Below are 24125 nucleotides of genomic sequence, written 5' to 3'. Positions count from 1 at the left end.
TTTTTATAAAACGCGGCAGGAGAGATTCGCAATGGCTCAGCAGGGCAGTGGTTATCAAGCTCGCTATAAACGCATTCTACTCAAGCTAAGCGGCGAAGCCCTGATGGGCTCTGAAGAGTTCGGGATCGACCCCAAGGTGCTCGACCGCATGGCGCTGGAAGTCGGCCAATTGGTGGGTATCGGCGTTCAGGTAGGTTTGGTGATTGGTGGTGGCAACCTGTTCCGTGGCGCTGCGTTGAGCGCTGCGGGTATGGATCGCGTTACTGGCGACCACATGGGGATGCTTGCGACCGTGATGAACGCCCTGGCGATGCGCGATGCGCTGGAACGTGCGAATATCTCCGCCATCGTAATGTCGGCCATCTCCATGGTGGGTGTGACGGATCACTACGACCGTCGCAAGGCCATGCGTCACTTGAACGCGAAAGAAGTGGTGATTTTCGCTGCGGGCACCGGTAATCCATTTTTCACAACGGATTCTGCCGCTTGCTTGCGCGCCATTGAAATCGACGCCGATGTCGTGCTCAAGGCCACCAAGGTTGACGGTGTGTACACCGCTGATCCATTCAAAGACCCGCATGCCGAGAAGTTCGATCATCTGACTTACGATGAAGTGCTGGATCGCAAGCTGGGCGTGATGGACCTGACAGCTATTTGTCTGTGCCGCGACCACCAGATGCCATTGCGTGTCTTTAACATGAACAAACCCGGCGCCCTGCTCAATATCGTTCACGGCGGCGCTGAAGGTACTCTGATCGAGGAAGGTCAACAATGATCAACGAAATCAAGAAAGACGCACAAACGCGCATGCAGAAATCGCTGGAATCGCTGAGCCATGCATTTGGCCAGATTCGTACCGGCAAGGCTCACCCAAGCATCTTGGGCAGCGTAATGGTGCCGTACTACGGTGCTGATACCCCGCTGAGCCAGGTAGCTAACGTTACCGTTAAAGACTCTCGCACCCTGCAAGTCGTGGCTTTCGAGCGCAACATGCTTCAGGCCGTGGATAAAGCGATTCAAAGTGCTGGTTTGAACCTCAATCCGACCAACCTGGGCGAATTGCTGTTGATCTCCATGCCGGCCCTGACGGAAGAAACCCGTAAGGTATTCGCTAAGCAGGCGCGTGACGCAGCTGAAGATGCGCGTATTGCCGTGCGTAACATCCGTCGCGACGCGTTGAGCCAGTTGAAAGACTTGGTCAAAGAGAAGGAAATCAGTGAAGACGAAGAGCGTCGCGCTGCTGACGAGATCCAGAAACTGACCGACAAGGCTGTCGCGGATATCGAAACGGCTACCAAGCAGAAAGAAGCGGACCTGATGGCCGTATAAGGGTCAGGGCGTTTTATGGAAAAGACCAAGCAGGCTGTGTCGCCATCCGTGCCGCGACATGTCGCGATTATCATGGATGGCAATAATCGCTGGGCGAAGAAGCGCTTTATGCCGGGTGTCGCTGGGCATAAAGCTGGCGTGGATGCAGTCCGTGCCGTGATTGAGGTGTGTGCCGAGGCTAAGGTCGAAGTGCTCACCCTGTTCGCGTTTTCCAGCGAAAACTGGCAGCGTCCTGCGGCTGAAGTCAGTGCCTTGATGGATTTGTTCTTCAAGGCGCTGCGTCGTGAGGCCAAGCGTCTCAACGAAAACAACATCAGCCTGCGTATTATTGGCGATCGCTCCCGTTTTCATCCCGAGCTACAAGCAGCAATGCGCGAAGCGGAGACGATCACCGCAGGCAGCGGGCGCTTTGTCCTGCAAATTGCTGCCAATTATGGCGGGCAGTGGGACATTGCGCAGGCTGCGCAACGTCTGGCGCGTGAGGTTCAGGCCGGTCATTTGCAGCCTGAAGACATCACGCCGGACTTGTTGCAAACCTGCCTGGTAACGGGTGATCTGCCTTTGCCTGATCTGTGTATCCGCACAGGGGGCGAGCACCGTATCAGCAACTTCCTGCTGTGGCAGTTGGCCTATTCCGAGCTGTACTTCTCCGACCTGTTCTGGCCGGACTTCAAACACGAAGCCATGCGTAATGCACTGGCTGATTTCGCTTCTCGCCAGCGTCGTTTCGGTAAAACGAGCGAGCAGGTTGAGGCTGGAGCCCGGGTTTAATGCTTAAGCAACGCATCATCACTGCACTTATCCTGCTGCCAATCGCTTTGTGCGGCTTTTTCCTTCTTGAAGGGTCCAACTTCGCGCTCTTCATCGGGCTGGTGGTCACCCTTGGGGCGTGGGAATGGGCGCGCCTTGCCGGATTTGCCGCTCAAACGGCACGTGTCGGTTTTGCATTCGTCGTGGCCTTGTTGCTGTTCGGCCTGCACCTGTTGCCTGACCTTGCCCCGTGGGTATTGGTGGCTGCAGTGGTTTGGTGGGCGTTGGCGACGTTTTTGGTCCTCACCTTTCCAGATTCCGCGTCACGCTGGTCCAGTACTGCAGTCAAGCTGGTAATCGGCTTGCTGATCTTGCTACCGGCCTGGCAAGGGTTGGTGATGATCAAGGCAATGCCGCTGGGTAATTGGCTGATCATGGCGGTGATGGTTCTGGTGTGGGGCGCTGATATCGGCGCGTACTTTTCCGGGCGCAAGTTCGGCAAGCGCAAGCTGGCCCCTAAAGTCAGTCCGGGTAAAAGTTGGGAAGGTGTTTTTGGCGGTCTGATACTGAGCTTGCTGATCACGGCGGTTGTCGGTGTGGTGCGCGGTTGGAGTGCGCCTCAGATGCTTGCTGCCTTGGCGGGCGCTGCCATCATCGTATTGATTTCAGTGGTGGGCGACCTCACAGAAAGCATGTTCAAGCGTCAGGCCGGCATTAAGGACAGCAGTAATTTGCTGCCGGGGCATGGCGGTGTGCTTGATCGCATCGACAGTCTGACCGCGGCCATTCCTGTGTTTGCCGTGTTGCTGTGGATGGCCGCGTCATGAGCCGTCCTCAACAGATTACAGTTCTGGGTGCTACAGGTTCGATTGGGCTTAGCACGCTGGATGTCATTGCTCGCCACCCTGATCGCTACCAAGTATTTGGGCTGAGCGGTTATAGCCGTCTCGCGGAACTGCTGGCCTTGTGCATTCAGCACAAGCCTCAGGTTGCAGTGGTTCCTGACGAGCGCTCCGCTCGTCAGCTGCAGGCTGACCTGCGCGCGGCGGGCCTCAACACCGAAGTGTTGGCAGGTGAGCAGGGTTTGTGTGAAATAGCGTCAGCGCCTTCAGTGGATGCGGTCATGGCAGCCATTGTTGGTGCTGCCGGGCTACGCCCTACTTTGTCGGCAGTCAATGCCGGTAAAAAAATCCTGTTGGCGAACAAGGAGGCGCTGGTCATGACTGGCGCCTTGTTCATGCAGGCGGTGCGTCGTAGCGGTTCGGTGTTGTTGCCCATTGATAGCGAGCACAATGCGATCTTTCAGTGTTTGCCGCAGGATTTTTCTCGTGGGCTGAGTCAGGTGGGCGTGCGTCGGATTTTGCTGACGGCCTCGGGTGGTCCTTTCCGGGAAACGCCCTTGGCTGACCTTGAGCATGTCACCCCCGATCAGGCGTGTGCTCATCCTAACTGGTCGATGGGGCGAAAAATTTCGGTCGATTCGGCGAGTATGATGAACAAAGGCCTTGAGTTGATTGAAGCGTGCTGGCTGTTCGATGCCAAGCCTGCTCAGGTTGAGGTGGTGATTCATCCGCAAAGCGTCATTCACTCGCTGGTGGACTATGTAGACGGATCGGTGCTTGCGCAGTTGGGTAATCCTGACATGCGCACGCCGATTGCCAATGCCTTGGCGTGGCCAGAGCGTATTGATTCGGGGGTCGCGCCTCTGGATCTGTTTTCTGTTGCACGCCTGGACTTCCAGCGTCCGGATGAACAGCGCTTTCCTTGTCTGCGCCTGGCCCGTGAGGCTGCCGCCGCTGGTGATAGTGCGCCGGCCATGCTCAATGCGGCCAATGAGGTGGCGGTGGCGGCCTTCCTTGATGGGCGAATCCGCTACCCGCAGATTGCACAATTGATTGAAGACGTTTTAAGCACTGAGTCAGTGGTTCCCGTTAATGAGTTAGAGGCAGTATTTGCCGCCGATGCCAAGGCACGGGAGTTGGCTGATCAATGGTTGAGCCGTCAGGGCTGATCAGTGCTGCTTGCCGGAACCGGACAGGATCACGGAGAAAGTAGATGAGTGCGCTTTATATGATTGTTGGCACCCTGGTTGCGTTGGGGGTGTTGGTCACTTTTCATGAATTCGGTCACTTTTGGGTGGCGCGCCGTTGTGGCGTCAAGGTTCTGCGTTTCTCTGTGGGTTTCGGCACGCCCTTGCTGCGCTGGCACGACCGCCAGGGCACGGAGTTTGTAGTGGCAGCCATCCCGTTGGGCGGCTACGTCAAAATGCTTGATGAGCGAGAAGGGGAGGTGCCCGCTGAGCAGCTGAGTCAATCCTTCAATCGCAAAACAGTCGGGCAGCGTATTGCCATCGTTGCCGCGGGCCCTGTCGCAAACTTCATGCTGGCGATGGTATTTTTCTGGATTCTGGCCATGTTGGGCAGCCAGCAAGTCCGTCCTGTCATCGGTGCTGTTGAAGGCGGCAGTCTGGCAGCGCAAGCAGGTCTGGTTGCCGGGCAGGAAATCGTTTCGATTGATGGAGAGCCCACCTCGGGTTGGTCCAATGTAAATCTGCAGCTGGTGCGTCGCCTTGGCGAGAGCGGTTCGATTCAAGTGGCGGTTCGTGAGGCGGGAGGGACTTCCGAGTCCACTCATGAGCTGGTTCTGCATGACTGGTTGAAGGGCGCTAATGAGCCTGATCCAATCAGCTCGCTGGGAATTCGTCCTTGGCGTCCGGAGTTGCCAGCCGTATTAGCTGAGCTTGATCCAAAAGGGCCGGCACAAGCTGCGGGCCTCAAAACCGGTGACAAACTGCTGGCCATGAATGATCAGCCGATCAAGGACTGGCAGCAGGTGGTGGACTGGGTCCGGGTTCGTCCTGAGGCGAAAATCGTATTGCGCGTTGAGCGCGACGGGATGCCGATTGACATTCCAGTTGCACTGGCTGCTCGCGGTGAGGGCAAGGCAGCAACCGGTTATCTGGGGGCTGGGGTCAAAGGTGTGGACTGGCCGCCGGAGATGATTCGCGAGGTCAGTTACGGCCCGCTCGCCGCGATCGGCGAGGGCGCCAAACGGACTTGGACGATGAGCGTATTGACGCTCGACTCACTCAAGAAAATGTTGTTCGGCGAGCTCTCGGTAAAAAACTTGAGTGGACCGATAACCATTGCTAAAGTGGCGGGCGCTTCTGCCCAGTCGGGTGTCGCGGATTTCTTGAATTTCCTGGCTTATCTGAGTATCAGCCTTGGGGTTCTGAACTTGTTGCCCATCCCGGTACTGGATGGGGGGCATTTGTTGTTTTATCTGATCGAGTGGGCGCGTGGTCGTCCCTTGTCGGATCGGGTGCAGGGTTGGGGAATGCAGATCGGTATCAGTTTGGTGGTCGGGGTGATGTTGCTTGCCTTGGTCAACGATCTGGGACGTCTGTAAACGCTTCGCTGAATTGCGAATCTGCCGCATTTTGCGGCAGTTTGTTTATTGCCAGTTGGAATAAGAAAGGACTTCATGAAACGTCTGCTGCTAACTGCGGTTCTCACCGTACTGATGATCGCCGAAGTTCACGCCGAGTCCTTCACTATCTCTGATATTCGTGTCAACGGGCTGCAGCGGGTTTCCGCTGGTAGCGTGTTTGGCGCGTTGCCGCTGAACGTGGGTGAGGTAGCGGATGACCGCCGGTTGGTGGAATCCACTCGTGCGTTGTTCAAAACCGGTTTCTTTCAGGATATCCAACTGGGTCGTGATGGCAATGTGCTCGTCATTACGGTTGTCGAACGTCCTTCCGTTTCGAGCATCACCATTGACGGTAACAAGGCCATTTCCACTGATGACCTGATGAAAGGTCTGAAACAGTCGGGTCTTGCCGAAGGTGAAATCTTCCAGCGTGCCACCCTCGAGGGCGTGCGTAACGAACTGCAGCGTCAGTACGTTGCCCAAGGTCGTTACTCGGCAACGGTCGACACTGAAGTCGTGTCCGAGCCTCGCAACCGTGTTGCCCTCAAGGTCAACATCAACGAAGGCACCGTGGCGGCCATCCAGCACATTAACGTGGTGGGTAATACCGTCTTCCCGGAAGAAGACCTTGTTGACCTGTTTGAACTGAAAACCACCAACTGGTTGTCCTTCTTCAAGAATGACGACAAGTATGCGCGTGAAAAACTGTCCGGTGACCTAGAGCGCCTGCGCTCGTACTACCTCGACCGTGGCTATATCAACATGGATATCGCCTCGACTCAGGTGTCGATCACCCCTGACAAGAAAAACGTCTACATCACGGTCAACGTGAACGAAGGCGAAAAATACAATGTTGGCGAAGTGAAGCTGAGCGGTGACCTCAAGGTCCCTGAAGATCAGATCAAGTCGCTGTTGCTGGTGCAGCCGGGCCAAGTGTTCTCGCGCAAGCTGATGACCACTACTTCCGAACTGATTACCCGTCGTCTGGGTAACGAAGGCTACACCTTCGCCAACGTTAACGGCGTACCTCAGCCAAACCCTGAAGACCACACTGTAGCCATCACGTTCGTGGTTGATCCGGGCAAGCGTGCTTATGTCAACCGTATCAACTTCCGCGGTAACACCAAGTCGGAAGACGAAGTGCTGCGTCGTGAAATGCGTCAGATGGAGGGTGGTTGGGCATCGACATACCTGATCGACCAGTCAAAGGTTCGTCTTGAGCGTTTGGGCTTCTTCAAGGAAGTGAACGTTGAAACGCCGGCTGTGCCCGGTACAGACGACCAGGTTGATGTGAACTACGCCGTAGAAGAGCAGGCTTCCGGTTCGATCACCGCCAGCGTCGGCTTTGCCCAAAGCGCCGGTTTGATCCTGGGTGGTTCGATCACCCAGAACAACTTCCTGGGTACGGGTAACCGCGTCAGCGTAGGTTTGACCCGCAGTGAATACCAGAGTCGTTACAACTTCAGTTATGTCGATCCGTACTGGACCGCTGATGGCGTGAGCCTGGGTTACAACGCGTTCTACCGCACGACCGACTACAAAGACCTTGATGTTGATGTAGCAAACTACTCGGTTGACAGTCTGGGCGCCGGTATCACCATGGGGTATCCGATCAGTGATACCTCGCGTCTGACCTATGGTCTGAGCGTGCAGCAGGATGAAATCAGTACAGGCACTTACACCGTTGACGAAATCTTCGATTTCATCAACAAGGAAGGCGACAAGTTCCTGAACTTCAAGGCCTCTGCGGGCTGGTCCGAATCGACCCTGAACAAAGGCGTGTTGCCGACTCGCGGCAGTTCGCAAAGCCTGACGCTTGAAACAACGATTCCGGGCAGCGACCTCCAGTTCTATAAGCTGGACTACCGTGCCCAGTTGTTCCAGCCGTTGACCGATACCTACACCATGCGTCTGCACACAGAGCTGGGTTATGGTGACAGTTATGGTTCGACCTCGGGTCTGCCGTTCTATGAGAACTACTATGCCGGTGGTTTCAACTCGGTTCGTGGCTTCAAGGACAGTGCGCTGGGCCCGCGCAGCACGCCCAACAAGAGCGACCCGGATCAAGATCCGCTACCGTTCGGCGGTAACGTGCTGATCCAGGGCGGTGCCGAAGTCCTGTTCCCTATGCCGTTCGTCAAAGATCAACGCTCCCTGCGCACGTCGGTGTTCTGGGATGTGGGTAATGTGTTCGACACAAACTGCAAGTCGACCACCAAAGATTGCGATATCAGCTTTAGTAATATGGCCAGCTCTGTGGGTGTTGGCGTAACGTGGGTGACTGCACTTGGCCCGTTGAGCTTCAGCTTGGCCATGCCGATCAAGAAACCGGATGACGCAGATACCCAGGTGTTCCAGTTCTCCCTCGGCCAGACTTTCTAAAAGCCTGACTTTAGATAAACAACGGATTTAGTAGGAGTGCATCGTGCGTAAGTTGACTCAATTGGTTCTCCTGGCTTCGGTTCTGGTAGCAGGTCCGGCGTTTGCCGACATGAAAATTGCTGTGCTGAACTATCAGATGGCGCTACTGGAATCTGACGCTGCCAAGCGTTACGCCGTAGATGCCGAGAAGAAATTCGGTCCGCAACTGACCAAACTGAAGTCCCTGGAAAGCAGTGCCAAAGGCATTCAGGATCGTCTGGTCAAAGGCGGCGACAAAATGCAGCAAGGTGAGCGTGAGCGTCTGGAGCTTGAATTCAAGCAAAAGGCCCGTGATTTCCAGTTCCAGTCCAAGGAACTGAACGAAGCCAAAGCCGTTGCTGACCGTGAAATGCTGAAACAGCTGAAGCCAAAACTGGACAGCGCTGTTGAAGAAGTCATCAAGAAAGGCGCTTATGACCTGGTGTTCGAGCGTGGTGCAGTGATTGATGTCAAACCTCAATACGACATCACTCGCCAAGTCATTGAGCGCATGAATCAGCTGAAGTAATTATGACTGCGACTATAAAACTCGGCCAATTGGCCGAGTTCCTCGGTGCCACATTGCGTGGCAGCGCGGAGAAAGAAATCACTGGGCTAGCCACTTTACAAGAGGCTGGCCCAGCTCAGTTGAGCTTTCTGGCCAACCCGCAGTACCGCAAATTCCTGGTCGATTGCCAGGCTGGAGCCGTTTTGCTCAAGCCGGACGACGCGCAAGAATATGCCGGTGATGCTTTGGTGGTACCGGACCCTTATCTGGCCTACGCCCGTATTTCCCACCTGTTTGACCCCAAGCCCAAGGCAGTTGCCGGTGTGCATCCTTCGGCTGTGATTGCGGCTGATGCAGTGGTAGATCCTGCGGCCAGCATCGGCGCCTTTGCAGTGATTGAAAGCGGCGCACGAATTGCGGCGGGCGTGACTGTCGGGACTCATTGCTTTGTCGGTGCTCGCTGTGTAATCGGCGAGGGTGGCTGGCTGGCTCCGCGTGTGACGCTTTATCACGATGTTCGCATCGGTAAGCGCGTCGTGATTCAGTCGGGTGCCGTGCTGGGTGGCGAAGGTTTTGGTTTTGCCAACGAAAAGGGTGTCTGGCAAAAAATTGCCCAGATCGGCGGCGTGACCATTGGGGATGATGTCGAGATCGGTGTGAACACTGCCATCGACCGTGGTGCCCTGGCGGATACGGTCATTGGCAATGGCGTCAAACTCGACAACCAGATTCAGATCGCGCACAACGTGCAGGTCGGTGACCATACGGCGATGGCCGCGTGTGTCGGGATTTCTGGTAGTACTAAAATCGGCAAGCACTGCATGTTGGCCGGTGGTGTCGGTTTGGTGGGGCATATCGAGATCTGCGACAACGTTTTCCTCACCGGAATGACCATGGTGACTCACTCTATTACCGAACCAGGCGCGTATTCGTCCGGAACGGCGATGCAGCCGGCAGCTGAATGGCGCAAGAGTGCGGCACGTATTCGTCAGTTGGACGATATCGCGCGACGATTGAAACAACTGGAAAAACGCGTCGAGAAGTGACCCCCGACGGTATCGCTTCATCTGAAAGCTAATACTATTTCCATATCAAGAGCGCAGGGCCAAGGGTTTGCGTTCTTGATTTGCTAGAGGAGCGTGCCTTCGTAGCGCGCGCCCAATCTTTATTACAGGCTTCCCCACGAAATGATGGACATCAACGAGATTCGCGAATATCTGCCTCACCGTTACCCTTTCCTGCTGGTGGATCGAGTGGTGGATCTGGATGTCGAGAACAAGCGCATTCGTGCTTACAAGAATGTCAGCATCAACGAGCCGTTCTTCAACGGTCACTTTCCGGCGCATCCGATCATGCCCGGCGTGTTGATCATCGAAGCCATGGCGCAAGCTGCGGGCATTCTGGGTTTCAAGATGCTGGACGTGAAACCTGCAGACGGGACGCTGTATTACTTCGTCGGTTCCGACAAGCTGCGCTTCCGTCAGCCAGTCTTGCCAGGCGATCAGTTGATCCTGGAAGCCAAGTTCCTGAGCTGCAAGCGCTCCATCTGGAAATTCGAGTGCCAGGCAACAGTTGATGGCAAGCCGGTATGCTCTGCTGAAATTATCTGTGCGGAACGCAAACTATGAGTTTGATTGACCCTCGCGCAATCATCGATCCGACGGCCATACTGGCCGACGACGTCGTGGTCGGCCCTTGGTCGATCGTCGGCGCAGGTGTGGAAATCGGCGAGGGGACAGTGATTGGGCCGCATGTAATTCTCAAAGGCCCAACCAAAATCGGTAAGCACAATCGTATCTACCAGTTTTCTTCGGTGGGCGAAGATACCCCCGATCTCAAGTACAAGGGCGAAGAAACACGCCTGGTGATCGGTGATCACAATGTGATCCGCGAAGGCGTCACTATCCATCGCGGCACGGTTCAGGACCGTGCCGAGACGACCCTTGGCGATCACAACCTGATCATGGCTTATGCCCATATCGGGCATGACAGCGTGATCGGCAACCATTGCATTCTGGTCAACAACGCCGCGCTGGCGGGCCATGTGCACATGGGGGACTGGGCGATTCTCTCGGGTTTCACGCTGGTTCATCAGTTCTGTCACATTGGTGCTCACAGCTTTTCAGGTATGGGCACTGCTATTGGCAAAGATGTTCCGGCCTTTGTCACAGTGTTTGGCAGCCCTGCCGAAGCCCGCAGCATGAACTTTGAAGGCATGCGCCGTCGTGGCTTCAGTGAAGAGGCTATTCACGCCCTGCGCCGAGCCTACAAAGTGGTTTATCGCCAGGGTCTGACGGTAGAACAAGCGCTTGCCGAATTGGCTGAGCCCTCTGTGCAATTCCCTGAAGTCGCGCTGTTTGTGGAATCCATTCGTTCCTCGACCCGCGGCATTACCCGCTGATCATGGCCAAGTTGCGTGTTGCGCTGGTGGCAGGTGAAGCCTCCGGTGACATTTTGGGCTCAGGCCTGATGCGGGCGCTCAGGGCTCAGCACCCGGAAATCGAATTTATCGGTGTGGGCGGTCCGCTGATGGAGGCAGAGGGCATGCGCTCTTACTTCCCGATGGAGCGTCTCTCTGTGATGGGGCTGGTTGAAGTGCTCGGCCGTCTGCGCGAGCTGCTCAAGCGCCGTAAAGAGCTGGTTCATACCCTGATTGCCGAAAAGCCTGATGTGTTCATCGGAATCGATGCGCCGGACTTCACCCTCAACATCGAACTTCAGCTGCGCCGTGCCGGGATCAAGACCGTGCATTACGTCAGCCCGTCCGTGTGGGCGTGGCGGCAAAAGCGTGTGCTGAAAATCCGTGAAGGCTGCGACTTGATGCTCACGTTGCTGCCTTTCGAAGCCAAATTCTACGAAGAGCACGGTGTGCCCGTGCGTTTCGTTGGCCATTCGCTGGCTGACACCATTCCACTTGAAGCCGATAAAGCAGCTGCACGTGCAGAGCTAGGATTACCTGGCGGACCGTTGGTCGCTCTGATGCCAGGCAGTCGTGGCGGGGAAGTGGGCAAGCTGGGCGGTTTATTCCTCGACGCTGCGCAGAAAATTCGCGAAGCACGACCTGAGGTTAGCTTTGTACTACCTTGCGCCAGTGCTGCACGCCGCGAGCAAATCGAGCAGTTGATGGTAGGGCGCGATTTGCCCTTGACCATGCTCGACGGGCGTTCGCACCTGGCATTGGCTGCCTGTGACGCAGTGTTGATTGCCTCGGGCACCGCAACCCTTGAAGCGTTGCTGTACAAGCGCCCGATGGTGGTGGCTTATCGCCTGTCGCGGGTTACGTTCTGGATTCTCAAGCGTCTGGTAAAAAGCCCTTACGTGTCATTGCCCAACTTGCTGGCTCAGCGGATGCTGGTGCCCGAGTTGCTGCAGGATGCTGCAACCCCCGAGGCATTGGCCAGCACGCTGTTGCCACTGTTGGACAATGGTCAGGATCAAACCCGGGGTTTCGACGAAATTCATCGAACATTACGTCTCGACGCGTCCAATCAGGCCGCTAAAGCAGTGCTTGAGCTGATCGCACAATCCAAGTGAGTAAAGTGACTATGCAAATCGGATTGGACTTCAATCTGGTCGAAGACCTTGTGGCCGGTGTGGACGAAGTCGGTCGCGGCCCGCTGTGTGGTGCAGTGGTCACGGCAGCTGTGATTCTGGATCCTGCACGGCCGATCGCCGGTCTTAATGACTCAAAAAAGCTGACAGAAGCCCGCCGTGAAAAGTTGTACGACGAAATTCGCGAAAAGGCCCTGAGCTGGTGCATTGCCCGCGCAGAAGTCGAAGAAATCGACGAGCTGAATATCCTGCATGCCACTATGTTGGCGATGCAGCGCGCCGTAGAAGGCTTGAGCATCACCCCGAAACTGGCGATGATCGACGGCAATCGTTGTCCCAAACTGGCCATGCCGGCTGAAGCCGTAATCAAGGGTGATAGCAAAGTACCAGCCATTGCTGCTGCGTCGATTCTGGCCAAGGTCAGCCGTGACCGCGAAATGGCAGCCTTTGAACTGCAATACCCAGGTTATGGCATTGGCGGTCATAAAGGTTATCCGACGGCGGTACACCTTGAGGCGCTTGAGCGTCTGGGGCCTACACCGATTCATCGCAAATCCTTCGGTCCGGTGCGTCGTGCCTGCGAAGCGCGCGAGGGCTTGACCGAGGTTTAGCCGCAAGGCTGATGTTTTTGCCAAGGCCCGGTACAATCCGGGCCTTGTTGTTTCCCAAAGCTAATAGACAGGATCACCATGCCGGCTTCATTCGTTCACCTGCGCCTGCACACTGAGTATTCCCTGGTCGATGGCCTGGTGCGGATCAAGCCGCTGATCAAAACCTTGGCGGGTATGAACATGCCTGCCGTGGCTGTGACTGATCAGAACAACATGTGTTCGCTGGTCAAGTTTTATAAAGCGGCCATGGGTGGCGGCATCAAGCCGATCAGTGGCGCGGATCTGTGGCTGTCCAATAAAGACCCGGAAAACCCGTTGAGTCGCATCAGCCTGCTGGCGATGAACGGCGTGGGTTATCGAAACCTGACGGAGCTGATTTCTCGGGGTTTTATTGATGGGCAGCGCAATGGCCAGGTCATCATCGAGCGTGAATGGGTCGCCGAAGCCGCCGAAGGGCTGATCATGCTGTCGGCAGCCAAGGAAGGCGAGATCGGTGTCGCGTTGATCAGTGGTAACACTGAGGAAGCCGAGACGCTGGCTCGCGAATGGATGGATGTGTTTCCTGACCGCTTTTACCTGGAAGTACAGCGTACTCATCGTCCCAACGATGAAGAGCATCTGCACGCCGCCGTGGCATTGGCCGACAAGATTGGTGCACCGTTGGTGGCGACCAACGATGTGCGCTTTCTCAAACAGCAGGATTTTGAAGCCCATGAAACCCGCGTCTGCATTGGCGAGGGACGAGCGCTGGACGATCCGCGCCGCTCCAAGAACTACAGTGACCAGCAGTACCTGAAAAGCGCTGAGGAAATGGCTGAGCTGTTCAGCGATTTGCCGGAAGCACTCGAAAATACCGTCGAAATTGCCAAACGGTGCAATATTGAAGTGAAGTTGGGCAAGCACTTTTTGCCTAACTTCCCGATTCCCGATGGCATGACCATCGACGAGTATTTCCGCAAAGTTTCGTTTGATGGTCTTGAAGAGCGCCTCAGCGTTCTGCTGCCCAAGGACACTACCGACGATTACGACGCCAGGCGGCAGGTGTACGTCGACCGGCTGAATTTCGAACTGGACATCATTATCCAGATGGGATTTCCCGGTTACTTTCTGATCGTGATGGACTTCATCCAGTGGGCCAAAAGCAACGGCGTGCCGGTAGGTCCTGGGCGGGGGTCGGGTGCCGGTTCTCTGGTGGCTTATGTGCAGAAGATCACCGACCTTGATCCGTTGGAATATGACCTGCTGTTCGAACGATTCCTTAACCCGGAACGGGTATCGATGCCCGACTTCGACGTCGACTTCTGCATGGATGGTCGGGACCGGGTCATTGAATATGTGGCAGAAAAATACGGCCGCAACGCTGTAAGCCAGATCATTACCTTCGGTTCGATGGCGGCCAAGGCTGTGATTCGCGACGTTGCGCGTGTGCAAGGCAAGTCTTACGGCCTGGCAGATCGTTTGTCGAAGATGATTCCGTTTGAAGTCGGCATGACGTTGGAAAAGGCCTACGAACAGGAAGAGATCCTGCGCGACTTCATCAAAGTGGATGAAGAGGCTGCCGAAATCTGGGAAATGGCGCGCAAACTCGAAGGCATTGTGCGTAACGTTGGTAAGCACGCCGGTGGTGTGGTGATTGCACCGACCAAGCTGACTGACTTCTCGCCGATTTACTGCGATGAAGAAGGCGACGGCCTGGTTACTCAGTTCGACAAGGATGACGTTGAAGCCGCGGGCCTGGTGAAGTTCGACTTCCTCGGCTTGCGCACGCTGACCATTATTGACTGGGCGCTGAAAACCATTAACCGCGACCGTGCCAAGGTCGACGAGCCGCCGCTGGATATCGCGTTTATTCCGCTGGATGACAAGCCGACCTACCAGTTGCTGCAAAAAGCCGAGACGACGGCCGTGTTCCAGCTTGAGTCGCGCGGCATGAAAGAGCTGATCAAAAAGCTCAAGCCCGACTGTCTGGAAGACTTGATCGCACTGGTGGCCCTGTTCCGTCCGGGGCCGCTGCAATCGGGCATGGTGGATGACTTCATCAACCGTAAGCACGGTCGCGCTGAACTGGCATACCCGCATTCGGATTATCAGTACGAAGGCCTGAAACCGGTTCTGGCCCCGACCTACGGCATCATCCTGTACCAGGAACAGGTGATGCAGATTGCGCAGGTGATGGCAGGTTACACCCTCGGCGGCGCGGACATGCTGCGTCGAGCCATGGGTAAGAAAAAGCCTGAAGAAATGGCCAAGCAGCGCGGCGGTTTCATTGAAGGTTGCGCCAACAACAACATTGATCCTGACCTTGCCGGTAACATTTTTGACCTGGTAGAAAAATTCGCCGGTTATGGGTTCAACAAATCTCACTCGGCCGCCTACGGGTTGGTTTCATACCAAACTGCGTGGCTGAAAGCGCATTACCCGGCACCGTTCATGGCGGCCGTGCTGTCGGCGGATATGCACAACACCGACAAGGTCGTGACCTTGATCGAAGAAGTGCGCACGATGAAGCTGCGTCTCGACGCACCGGACGTGAATGCCTCCGAATACAAGTTCACGGTGAACGACGAAGGTCGCATCATTTACGGGCTCGGGGCGATCAAGGGCGTGGGCGAGGGGCCGGTCGAGGCGATTACCGAAGCGCGTCAGGACGGGCCGTTCAAGGATCTGTTCGATTTCTGTGCGCGGGTTGACCTCAAGCGCATTAACAAACGCACCCTTGACGGTTTGATCCGCAGTGGCGCGCTGGACCGTCTGGGGCCTTGCTTCCATGACGAGCCAAAAGCCTATCAGGCGAGCATTGATCAGAACCGTGCGGTTTTGCTGGCGGCGCTGGAAGAGGCGATCAAAGCGGCCGAGCAAACGGCGCGTACACACGACAGTGGCCACGATGACCTGTTCGGCGGCGTGTTTGTTGAAGAAGACGCCGATGTTTATGCCAACCATCGCAAGGCCAAGGAACTGACGCTCAAGGAACGTCTGAAGGGTGAGAAAGACACCTTGGGCCTGTACCTGACGGGCCATCCGATCGACGAGTATGAAGGCGAAATTCGCCGTTTCGCCCGTCAGCGCATTATCGATTTGAAACCTGCCCGCGATACGCAGACGGTTGCCGGCATGATCATCGCCCTGCGGGTGATGAAGAACAAAAAAGGCGACAAGATGGGGTTCATCACGCTGGATGATCGTTCCGGCCGGATTGAAGCCTCATTGTTTGCTGAAGCGTTCCATTCCGCTCAGTCGCTGTTGCAGACCGATGCGATGGTGGTGGTTGAAGGGGAGGTCAGTAACGATGACTTCTCGGGCGGCTTGCGCCTGCGGGTCAAGCGGGTCATGAGCATGGAAGATGCGCGTACCAGCCTGGCCGAGAGCTTGCGCCTGAAAGTCCATCACGCGGCGCTCAAGGGTGATCAGTTGCGGCAGTTGGGCGAGGTGCTGAAGAAGCATCGCGGCGCCTGTCCGATCACCATGGAGTACACCGGCGGGGATGCGAAGACCCTGTTGCAGTTTGGCGAGAACTGGAGAATCGATCCGGCAGACAGCTTGATTCAAGCCTTGCGTGACCAGTTTGGGCGAGACAACGTCTTCCTCCAATACCGTTGACGGTCAGGGGCGTGAGACGCGTCCTGATCTCGACCTGAATTTTTAATCTCGACCTGAGAGCGCCTGTCCCTTAAGGTAGGCGCGATACAGATCAACCGGCTGCCCCAGTCGGGTTGAAAGTGCCAGTCAAGACTGGGCTTTCTGCCTGCTGGCATGCTTTGCCGCCGACCCAAGACGGATGCTTATGAACCCGAATTTTCTTGATTTCGAACAGCCGATTGCTGACCTGCAAGCCAAAATCGAAGAGTTGCGCCTGGTCGGTAATGACAATTCGCTGAACATCAGCGATGAAATCTCTCGCCTGCAAGACAAAAGCAAAACGCTGACTGAAGATATTTTCGGCAAGCTGACCAGTTGGCAGATCGCCCGTTTGGCCCGTCATCCGCGTCGTCCTTACACGCTGGATTACATCGACCACATCTTTACTGAGTTCGATGAGCTGCATGGCGACCGTCATTTCTCCGACGATGCTGCCATTGTGGGCGGTATCGCGCGTCTGGACGATCAGCCAGTGATGGTGATTGGTCATCAGAAAGGCCGCGAAGTGCGTGAGAAAGTTCGTCGCAACTTCGGTATGCCCCGCCCTGAAGGTTACCGTAAGGCGTGCCGTTTGATGGAGATGGCAGAGCGCTTCAAGATGCCGATCCTGACCTTCATCGACACGCCGGGCGCCTACCCGGGTATTGATGCTGAAGAGCGCAACCAGAGCGAAGCCATTGCCTGGAACCTGCGGGTCATGGCGCGCCTGAAGACCCCGATCATTTCCACTGTTATTGGTGAAGGTGGTTCGGGCGGTGCGTTGGCCATTGGCGTCTGCGATCAGTTGAACATGTTGCAGTACTCCACCTATGCTGTGATTTCGCCTGAAGGTTGCGCGTCGATTCTGTGGAAAACCGCTGAGAAAGCGCCGGATGCCGCCGAGGCGATGGGGATTACCGCTGAGCGTCTCAAAGGCCTGGGCATCGTTGATAAAGTCATCGGTGAGCCATTGGGTGGCGCGCATCGCGACCCTGTAGCCGCGTCTGCAACGATTCGCGCAGAGCTGATTTCTCAGTTGGACATGTTGAAGAAGCTGGACAACGAAACTTTGTTGCAGCGTCGTTATGACCGTTTGATGAGTTACGGTCTGTAATCAAGGCGAGACTGACAGATGCAGGGGCGATCCCGTCGCTTCTGCAGGATTGTGCGATGTCAAACCTGACAATCCAGTTGCTCGAAGCGCTCAAGCCGTGGCGCAATGCCTCGGCTTGGCGGATTGCCCTTTCCGGCGGTCTCGACTCGACTGTCCTGCTGCACCTTCTCGCTCACCTGCACCCAACCCATTCATTTCCCCCGCTGACTGCCATCCATGTTCATCACGGCCTACAGGCGGTAGCGGATACGTGGCCGGCGCACTGTCAGTTGCTGTGTGATGCCCTGAGCGTGCCGCTCACTGTTGTGCATGTTCAGGTGCCAGCAGGTGCAAGCATTGAGCGGGCGGCGCGGGAGGCACGCTATGGGGCGTTCGAGACCCTTATCCGGCCTCAGGAAGTGCTGTTCACGGGGCAACATCGCGATGATCAGGCTGAAACCCTGCTGTTTCGGTTGTTGCGCGGTGCAGGTGTGAGCGGGCTGTCCGGCATGCCGCGCGAGCGCAGTTTAGGTCAAGGGGTATTGGGGCGTCCGTTATTGGACATTTCGCGTGCCGATCTTGAGGCTTACGCACAAGCTAACGGTCTGCATTGGGTTGAAGATCCATTCAATGAGTACATCGGTTTGTCCCGCAATTACTTGCGCCATGAAGTAATGCCCGTACTGTCAAGGCGTTGGCCGCAGGTGACTACTACGTTGTCGCGGGCGGCTGATCATTGTGCCGAAGCGCAAGGGTTGCTGAGCGAACTCGCTGAGCAGGATCTGGCAGCTGCCGCTGTCGAGACAGCGTTTGCCTGGCTGGGTTTGCCATCTCTGACGCTTGATCCTATCGACCGTTTGTCGACTGCCCGTCAACGCAACGCTTTGCGGCATTGGCTGGCCGGTCTTACGCGATTGCCTGATACCGCGCACTGGGCTGGTTGGGAGGCGTTGCGTGATGCTGGCGTTGATGCGCGACCTGCCTGGTGTCTGGCTGACGGCGAACTGCATCGCGCTGGCGGGCGAATTTGGTGGCTATCGGGTCAATGGCTGCGTCAGCCGACTGCGCCAATCACGTGGGACCAGCCCGCTAAACCCTTGTCGTTGCCCGGGAACGGGCTGTTACGTATAGAGGGCGAGGTGCCCGAGGGGCCATTGCAGGTGCGCTATCGTCAAGGCGGGGAGGTCATGTCGCTGGCCGAGCGCGGTCATCGTGACCTCAAGCGCTTGCTTAATGAACGTGGCGTGCCGCCGTTTGCCCGTGGCAGATTGCCGCTTCTGTACCAAAATGACCGGTTATTGGCAGTGGCAAACCTCGCCGGACTGGACGCTGACCCCAGTGGACACTGGCAATTGAAGTGGCTGCCAACTTCAAGCGATCAAGGTTTGAGCTGAAAGGGGCTTTCCGGTAGACTACGCTCCCTTCTTGATACAGCTTCTGTAGATTCACCGGAATTACAGAAGTTGCCGATTACCAAGCAGTCTTTGCTGGGCGATTTTAAAAAAATGTGTGGCTTGTATCGCACCGATGGTTGCCATCGGTCTGTTTCAACGCAGCAGTTTTTCGAAAGGTGCACTGTGACTAATGCTGGTGATTGGGGGCTTCGGCCTTCCTTCGCTTTCCCCGGCGGCTCTGACCGCTTTAACGCAGACTTCTAGGGTTTTTCATGACGCGCTACATCTTCGTCACGGGCGGTGTTGTTTCTTCATTGGGGAAAGGCATTGCCTCGGCTTCATTGGCAGCCATCCTGGAGGCGCGGGGACTTAAGGTCACCATGCTGAAGCTGGACCCCTACATCAACGTTGATCCGGGCACCATGAGCCCGTTCCAGCACGGTGAAGTGTTCGTCACACACGACGGCGCCGAGACCGACCTGGACTTGGGTCACTACGAGCGGTTTATCCGCACGACAATGACCCAGAACAACAACTTCACCACGGGCCGTGTTTACGAACACGTTCTGCGCAAGGAGCGCCGTGGTGATTACCTGGGTGCAACCATTCAGGTAATTCCGCACATCACTGACGAAATCAAGCGTCGAATCATCAAGGGCGCCGGCGATGCCGACGTAGCGATGGTTGAGATTGGCGGCACTGTGGGTGACATTGAGTCGCAACCGTTCCTCGAAGCTATCCGTCAGTTGCGCATCGAAGTGGGCGCCAAGCGCGCCATGCTGATGCACCTGACTCTGGTTCCGTACATCGCCACCGCTGGCGAAACGAAAACCAAACCGACCCAACACTCGGTTAAAGAATTGCGCTCCATCGGCCTGCAGCCGGACGTGCTGATCTGCCGCTCCGACCACCACGTGGATGTATCTTCGCGTCGCAAGATCGCGTTGTTCACCAACGTTGAAGAGCGCGCCGTGATTTCGCTGGAAGACGCCGACACCATCTACAAGATCCCGGGCATGCTGCACGCTCAGGGTCTGGATGATTTCGTTGTCGAGCGTTTTGGCTTGCAGTGCAACACCGCCGACCTGTCCGAGTGGGACAAGGTCGTGGATGCCAAGCTCAATCCGGAGCACGAAGTCACCATCGCGATGGTCGGCAAGTACATGGAGCTGCTGGACGCGTATAAGTCGCTGATCGAAGCGATGAGCCACGCCGGTATTTCCAACCGTACCAAGGTCAACCTGCGTTACATCGACTCCGAAGACATCGAGAACAAAGGCACTGAACTGCTGGAAGGCTGTGATGCCATCCTCGTTCCGGGCGGCTTCGGCCTGCGCGGCGTAGAAGGCAAAATCACTGCCGTTCAATATGCTCGCGAGAACAAGGTGCCTTACCTGGGTATTTGCCTGGGCATGCAAGTAGCGGTCATCGAGTTCGCACGCAACGTATTGGGCTGGAAAGACGCCAACTCCACCGAATTCGATCGCAGCAGCGGCCACCCGGTTGTCGGCTTGATCACGGAGTGGGAAGACGCCACCGGTGCAGTTGAAACCCGTACTGAAACGTCGGACCTGGGCGGCACCATGCGTCTGGGTGCGCAGGACTGCCAGCTCCAGGCTGGCTCCAAAGTGCATGATTGCTACGCCAAGGACGTGATTGTTGAACGTCACCGTCACCGTTACGAAGTGAACAACAACCTGCTGCCTCAACTGATCGAAGCAGGCCTGAAAGTCACCGGTCGCTCCGGCGATGGTGCGTTGGTAGAAGTGGTAGAAGCGCCGGATCATCCATGGTTCGTGGCTTGCCAGTTCCACCCTGAGTTCACCTCGACACCACGTGATGGCCACCCACTGTTCAGCGGTTTCGTCAAAGCCGCTTTGGCGCAACACGAGAAGAAGGCGTAAACAGCATGGCGCAAAAGATTATTCGCGTAGGCAATATCGAAATTGCCAACGACAAGCCTATGGTCTTGTTCGGTGGCATGAACGTGCTGGAAAGCCGTGATATGGCCATGCAGGTGTGCGAAGAGTACGTACGTGTTACCGAAAAGCTCGGTATCCCTTATGTGTTCAAGGCCAGCTTCGACAAGGCTAACCGCTCATCTGTCAGCTCTTACCGTGGCCCAGGCCTGGAAGAGGGCATGCGGATTTTCCAGGACATCAAGCAAGCATTTGGTGTGCCGCTGATCACCGACGTCCACGAGCCTGCGCAAGCAGCCGTGGTCGCCGAAGTGTGCGACATCATTCAGTTGCCCGCTTTCCTGTCGCGCCAGACTGATCTGGTCGTGGCCATGGCCAAGACTGGCGCCGTGATCAACATCAAAAAAGCCCAGTTTCTCGCACCTCAGGAAATGAAACACATCCTGAGCAAATGCGAAGAAGCGGGCAACGATCAGTTGATCCTCTGTGAGCGGGGTTCCAGCTTCGGCTACAACAACCTTGTGGTCGACATGCTGGGCTTCGGCATCATGAAGCAATTTGAATACCCGGTATTCTTCGACGTGACCCACGCGCTGCAAATGCCTGGTGGTCGCGCCGATTCTGCTGGCGGTCGCCGCGCCCAAGTGACTGATCTGGCCAAGGCCGGCATCAGTCAAAGCCTGGCAGGCCTGTTCCTGGAAGCCCACCCGGACCCTGACAACGCCAAGTGCGACGGCCCTTGTGCCTTGCGCCTGGACAAGCTTGAGCCTTTCCTGGCTCAACTGAAGGCTCTGGATGAGTTGGTTAAGAGTTTTCCGACAATAGAAACCGCTTAACCTTCGATTCTCCGGTAAAGTACCGCACGATTTCTCGGGCCTCAGGGCCCGAGCCTTATCGTCTGCAAGGCTGCCTGTTATTCGACCCTTGCCGACGATGACCAGATTTCCCTCAGCTGCGTCGTTTTCGTCAACTTTGGAGTATTTACAACAATGGCAAAAATCGTCGACATCAAAGGTCGTGAAGTTCTCGACTCCCGTGGCAATCCCACTGTGGAAGCGGACGTGCTTCTCGACAACGGCATCATCGGCAGCGCATGCGCGCCGTCCGGTGCTTCTACCGGTTCCCGTGAGGCATTGGAGCTGCGTGATGGCGACAAGAGCCGTTACCTGGGCAAGGGCGTGCTGAAAGCCGTTGCCAACATTAACGGCCCTATTCGTGATTTGCTGCTGGGTAAAGACCCGGTTGACCAAAAGGCGCTCGACCACGCGATGATCGCGCTGGACGGTACCGAAAACAAAGGCTCGTTGGGTGCCAACGCTATCCTCGCCGTGTCCCTGGCTGCCGCCAAGGCCGCCGCACAAGACCAGGACCTGCCGCTGTACGCCCACATCGCCAACCTGAACGGTACACCGGGTGTTTACTCGATGCCGGTTCCGATGATGAACATCATCAACGGTGGCGAGCACGCCGATAACAACGTCGACATTCAAGAGTTCATGGTTCAGCCAGTAGGCGCCAAGACCTTCTCCGACGCGTTGCGCATGGGCACCGAGATCTTCCATCACCTCAAAGCTGTGCTCAAGGCCCGTGGCCTGAACACCGCCGTGGGTGACGAAGGGGGGTTCGCGCCAAACCTTGCCTCCAACGAAGATGCCTTGAAAGTCATCTCTGAAGCCATCGCCAATGCCGGCTACACCTTGGGCACCGACGTGACGCTGGCACTGGACTGTGCGGCTAGCGAGTTCTATGAAGACGGCAAGTACAACCTGTCGGGTGAAGGTCAAGTCTTCAACTCCGAAGGCTTCGCTGAATACCTCAAGGGCCTTACGCAGCGTTACCCGATTATTTCCATCGAAGACGGTCTGGACGAGTCTGACTGGGATGGTTGGAAAATCCTGACCGATAAAATCGGCGAGAAAGTACAGCTGGTAGGTGACGATCTGTTCGTGACCAACACCAAGATCCTGAAAGAAGGCATCGATAAAAAGATCGCCAACTCGATCCTGATCAAGTTCAACCAGATCGGCACACTGACCGAAACCCTGGAAGCCATCCAGATGGCCAAGGCAGCTGGTTACACGGCTGTGATCTCGCACCGTTCTGGCGAAACTGAAGACTCCACGATTGCCGATCTGGCAGTGGGGACGTCGGCTGGCCAGATCAAAACTGGCTCCCTGTGCCGTTCTGATCGCGTTTCCAAGTACAACCAATTGCTGCGTATCGAAGAGCAGTTGGGGGCGAAAGCCACGTACAACGGCCGTGGCGAGTTTCGCGGCTAAGCGGTAAGTGATAAAAAGACAGCAGATTGTGTAGGAAGGCTCGCCAGCGCGAGTGGTTTGACACTAATCTGGTGGCTACACGTACAAGCCTGGTTCGTCCAGGCTTTGTACTATTCGTGGTTTAGGTTTGTCGGCATGGCTGTCTTTTCACTGGATACCTGATATTCGATGCGCAGTCCCAATTGGTTGTTCCTTATCTTGCTCTTGCTGCTGGCTGGCCTACAGTATCGCCTGTGGGTGGGGAATGGCAGTTTGGCGCAGGTTACCGACCTGACCCAGCAAATCGCCGATCAGCGTGCTGAAAACGAAATTTTGCTTGAGCGCAACCGCGTGCTGGATGCGGAAGTGTCAGAGCTGAAAAAAGGCATGGAAACCGTTGAAGAACGGGCACGCCATGAGTTGGGCATGGTCAAGGAGGGCGAAACCCTCTATCAGCTGGCCCAATGAGCAGTACCTCGCCGGCCTTTTGGGCCGTGATTCCTGCCGCGGGCGTAGGAGCCCGAATGGCCGCGGACCGTCCCAAGCAATACTTGCAGTTGGGCGGACGCAGTATTCTCGAACACAGCCTTGGCTGTTTTCTCGATCACCCCGGTCTTCTGGGGCTGGTAGTCAGTGTCGCCTGCGATGATCCTTTCTGGCCGGGTTTACCTTGTGCGGTTGATCCACGTGTCGTGCGGGTGGACGGCGGTCGTGAGCGTGCAGACTCGGTGTTAAATGCGCTGCTGCATTTGCATGCTCAAGGGGCCACTGACGATGACTGGGTATTGGTGCACGATGCGGCACGGCCCAATCTGGCCCGAGAGGACTTGGACAGACTGCTCAGTGAGCTGTCGGATGATCCAGTCGGTGGTTTACTCGCCGTCCCGGCGCGCGACACCCTAAAACGGGTCGACAAACATGGTCGTGTCGTCGAAACCGTCGATCGCCAGCTCATCTGGCAAGCCTATACACCGCAAATGTTCCGCCTCGGTGCACTGCACCGTGCGCTGGCCGATAGCCTTGTGGCCGATGCCAACATCACCGATGAGTCTTCTGCGATGGAGTGGGCAGGCTTGTCCCCGCGTTTGATTGAAGGGCGTTCCGACAACATCAAGGTCACCCGCCCTGAAGACCTTGAGTGGCTGCGATTGCGTTGGTCCAACCGCTAAGGCCTGATCGTCGCGCCCAGGCCGTTGTTGCCAGGGCGCAAAGGTGGCAATCATTGCCTGATGATGTTCAATCCTTGTCCCTCGAAGCATGTCTG

The 24125-nt window shown here is 56.3% G+C and carries 20 protein-coding genes and 1 pseudogene; all 21 read left to right on the top strand.

Annotation, left to right across the window (positions count from 1 at the left end; genetic code table 11):
- Positions 1–31: 31 nt before the first annotated feature.
- Positions 32–775 carry a UMP kinase gene (gene pyrH, locus CJF39_RS04945; RefSeq protein ID WP_047277210.1) on the top strand — a complete coding sequence of 248 codons (744 nt, stop codon included), beginning with the start codon at positions 32–34 and terminating at the stop codon, positions 773–775.
- Positions 772–1329 carry a ribosome recycling factor gene (gene frr, locus CJF39_RS04940; protein ID WP_047277208.1) on the top strand — a complete coding sequence of 186 codons (558 nt, stop codon included), beginning with the start codon at positions 772–774 and terminating at the stop codon, positions 1327–1329. Before pyrH ends, frr begins: the two co-directional genes overlap by 4 nt.
- A 15-nt stretch (positions 1330–1344) precedes the next feature.
- Entirely contained in the window at positions 1345–2100 is a 756-nt protein-coding gene (uppS, locus tag CJF39_RS04935; RefSeq protein ID WP_094992424.1) for a polyprenyl diphosphate synthase, read from the top strand.
- Complete coding sequence (locus CJF39_RS04930) at positions 2100–2906, top strand: phosphatidate cytidylyltransferase (protein ID WP_094992423.1); 807 nt, start codon at positions 2100–2102, stop codon at positions 2904–2906. The genes uppS and CJF39_RS04930 overlap by 1 nt, the downstream gene beginning before the upstream one ends.
- Positions 2903–4090, top strand: coding sequence for a 1-deoxy-D-xylulose-5-phosphate reductoisomerase (gene ispC, locus CJF39_RS04925; protein ID WP_094992422.1), 1188 nt, complete (start codon positions 2903–2905; stop codon positions 4088–4090). The genes CJF39_RS04930 and ispC overlap by 4 nt, the downstream gene beginning before the upstream one ends.
- Positions 4091–4134: 44 nt before the next feature.
- Positions 4135–5487 carry a sigma E protease regulator RseP gene (rseP, locus tag CJF39_RS04920; protein WP_094992421.1) on the top strand — a complete coding sequence of 451 codons (1353 nt, stop codon included), beginning with the start codon at positions 4135–4137 and terminating at the stop codon, positions 5485–5487.
- Between the two features lie 75 nt (positions 5488–5562).
- The gene (gene bamA, locus CJF39_RS04915) at positions 5563–7890 is read left to right on the top strand and encodes an outer membrane protein assembly factor BamA (RefSeq protein ID WP_094992420.1); all 2328 of its coding nucleotides are present in this window, start codon (positions 5563–5565) and stop codon (positions 7888–7890) included.
- A gap of 43 nt (positions 7891–7933) precedes the next feature.
- Positions 7934–8437, top strand: a complete 504-nt coding sequence (locus CJF39_RS04910; protein WP_016781988.1) for an OmpH family outer membrane protein — start codon at positions 7934–7936, stop codon at positions 8435–8437.
- 2 nt (positions 8438–8439) lie between these two features.
- Positions 8440–9494: pseudogene (lpxD, locus tag CJF39_RS04905) on the top strand (UDP-3-O-(3-hydroxymyristoyl)glucosamine N-acyltransferase).
- 109 nt (positions 9495–9603) lie between these two features.
- A complete protein-coding gene (gene fabZ, locus CJF39_RS04900) occupies positions 9604–10044 on the top strand; it encodes a 3-hydroxyacyl-ACP dehydratase FabZ (RefSeq protein WP_047277196.1) in 441 nt (146 codons plus the stop codon).
- Positions 10041–10817, top strand: coding sequence for an acyl-ACP--UDP-N-acetylglucosamine O-acyltransferase (lpxA, locus tag CJF39_RS04895; RefSeq protein ID WP_094992419.1), 777 nt, complete (start codon positions 10041–10043; stop codon positions 10815–10817). Before fabZ ends, lpxA begins: the two co-directional genes overlap by 4 nt.
- Positions 10818–10819: 2 nt before the next feature.
- Positions 10820–11950, top strand: a complete 1131-nt coding sequence (gene lpxB / locus CJF39_RS04890) for a lipid-A-disaccharide synthase (protein ID WP_094992418.1) — start codon at positions 10820–10822, stop codon at positions 11948–11950.
- Between the two features lie 11 nt (positions 11951–11961).
- Positions 11962–12579 (top strand): ribonuclease HII, encoded by a 618-nt coding sequence (gene rnhB, locus CJF39_RS04885; protein WP_094992417.1) that lies wholly within the window; start codon positions 11962–11964, stop codon positions 12577–12579.
- 78 nt (positions 12580–12657) lie between these two features.
- Positions 12658–16179, top strand: coding sequence for a DNA polymerase III subunit alpha (gene dnaE, locus CJF39_RS04880; protein WP_094992416.1), 3522 nt, complete (start codon positions 12658–12660; stop codon positions 16177–16179).
- Positions 16180–16363: 184 nt separating this feature from the next.
- Positions 16364–17311 carry an acetyl-CoA carboxylase carboxyl transferase subunit alpha gene (gene accA, locus CJF39_RS04875; protein WP_094992415.1) on the top strand — a complete coding sequence of 316 codons (948 nt, stop codon included), beginning with the start codon at positions 16364–16366 and terminating at the stop codon, positions 17309–17311.
- 56 nt (positions 17312–17367) lie between these two features.
- Complete coding sequence (gene tilS, locus CJF39_RS04870) at positions 17368–18684, top strand: tRNA lysidine(34) synthetase TilS (RefSeq protein ID WP_094992414.1); 1317 nt, start codon at positions 17368–17370, stop codon at positions 18682–18684.
- Positions 18685–18956: 272 nt separating this feature from the next.
- Positions 18957–20588, top strand: coding sequence for a CTP synthase (locus tag CJF39_RS04865; RefSeq protein ID WP_094992413.1), 1632 nt, complete (start codon positions 18957–18959; stop codon positions 20586–20588).
- Between the two features lie 5 nt (positions 20589–20593).
- On the top strand, positions 20594–21439 hold the full coding sequence (gene kdsA / locus CJF39_RS04860; RefSeq protein ID WP_094992412.1) for a 3-deoxy-8-phosphooctulonate synthase: 846 nt from the start codon (positions 20594–20596) through the stop codon (positions 21437–21439).
- A gap of 153 nt (positions 21440–21592) precedes the next feature.
- The gene (eno, locus tag CJF39_RS04855; protein WP_094992411.1) at positions 21593–22882 is read left to right on the top strand and encodes a phosphopyruvate hydratase; all 1290 of its coding nucleotides are present in this window, start codon (positions 21593–21595) and stop codon (positions 22880–22882) included.
- Positions 22883–23050: 168 nt separating this feature from the next.
- Entirely contained in the window at positions 23051–23329 is a 279-nt protein-coding gene (gene ftsB, locus CJF39_RS04850; protein ID WP_047277176.1) for a cell division protein FtsB, read from the top strand.
- Entirely contained in the window at positions 23326–24030 is a 705-nt protein-coding gene (gene ispD, locus CJF39_RS04845) for a 2-C-methyl-D-erythritol 4-phosphate cytidylyltransferase (RefSeq protein WP_094992410.1), read from the top strand. The genes ftsB and ispD overlap by 4 nt, the downstream gene beginning before the upstream one ends.
- Positions 24031–24125: the final 95 nt, after the last annotated feature.

Origin of the sequence: Pseudomonas lundensis (genome assembly GCF_002269125.1) — a bacterium.
In the GTDB taxonomy this organism is placed as follows: Bacteria; Pseudomonadota; Gammaproteobacteria; order Pseudomonadales; family Pseudomonadaceae; genus Aquipseudomonas; species Aquipseudomonas lundensis_A.
The sequence above is the reverse complement of the archived record's forward strand: the minus strand, read 5'-3'. Positions and strand labels throughout refer to the sequence as shown.

Bases quoted from the DNA above. Each gene is read 5' to 3' on its own strand.
- pyrH (WP_047277210.1), top strand. From the start codon at position 32: ATGGCTCAGCAGGGCAGTGGTTATCAAGCTCGCTATAAACGCATTCTA.
- frr (WP_047277208.1), top strand. From the start codon at position 772: ATGATCAACGAAATCAAGAAAGACGCACAAACGCGCATGCAGAAATCG.
- uppS (WP_094992424.1), top strand. From the start codon at position 1,345: ATGGAAAAGACCAAGCAGGCTGTGTCGCCATCCGTGCCGCGACATGTC.
- CJF39_RS04930 (WP_094992423.1), top strand. From the start codon at position 2,100: ATGCTTAAGCAACGCATCATCACTGCACTTATCCTGCTGCCAATCGCT.
- ispC (WP_094992422.1), top strand. From the start codon at position 2,903: ATGAGCCGTCCTCAACAGATTACAGTTCTGGGTGCTACAGGTTCGATT.
- rseP (WP_094992421.1), top strand. From the start codon at position 4,135: ATGAGTGCGCTTTATATGATTGTTGGCACCCTGGTTGCGTTGGGGGTG.
- bamA (WP_094992420.1), top strand. From the start codon at position 5,563: ATGAAACGTCTGCTGCTAACTGCGGTTCTCACCGTACTGATGATCGCC.
- fabZ (WP_047277196.1), top strand. From the start codon at position 9,604: ATGATGGACATCAACGAGATTCGCGAATATCTGCCTCACCGTTACCCT.
- lpxA (WP_094992419.1), top strand. From the start codon at position 10,041: ATGAGTTTGATTGACCCTCGCGCAATCATCGATCCGACGGCCATACTG.
- lpxB (WP_094992418.1), top strand. From the start codon at position 10,820: ATGGCCAAGTTGCGTGTTGCGCTGGTGGCAGGTGAAGCCTCCGGTGAC.
- rnhB (WP_094992417.1), top strand. From the start codon at position 11,962: ATGCAAATCGGATTGGACTTCAATCTGGTCGAAGACCTTGTGGCCGGT.
- dnaE (WP_094992416.1), top strand. From the start codon at position 12,658: ATGCCGGCTTCATTCGTTCACCTGCGCCTGCACACTGAGTATTCCCTG.
- accA (WP_094992415.1), top strand. From the start codon at position 16,364: ATGAACCCGAATTTTCTTGATTTCGAACAGCCGATTGCTGACCTGCAA.
- tilS (WP_094992414.1), top strand. From the start codon at position 17,368: ATGTCAAACCTGACAATCCAGTTGCTCGAAGCGCTCAAGCCGTGGCGC.
- CJF39_RS04865 (WP_094992413.1), top strand. From the start codon at position 18,957: ATGACGCGCTACATCTTCGTCACGGGCGGTGTTGTTTCTTCATTGGGG.
- kdsA (WP_094992412.1), top strand. From the start codon at position 20,594: ATGGCGCAAAAGATTATTCGCGTAGGCAATATCGAAATTGCCAACGAC.
- eno (WP_094992411.1), top strand. From the start codon at position 21,593: ATGGCAAAAATCGTCGACATCAAAGGTCGTGAAGTTCTCGACTCCCGT.
- ftsB (WP_047277176.1), top strand. From the start codon at position 23,051: ATGCGCAGTCCCAATTGGTTGTTCCTTATCTTGCTCTTGCTGCTGGCT.
- ispD (WP_094992410.1), top strand. From the start codon at position 23,326: ATGAGCAGTACCTCGCCGGCCTTTTGGGCCGTGATTCCTGCCGCGGGC.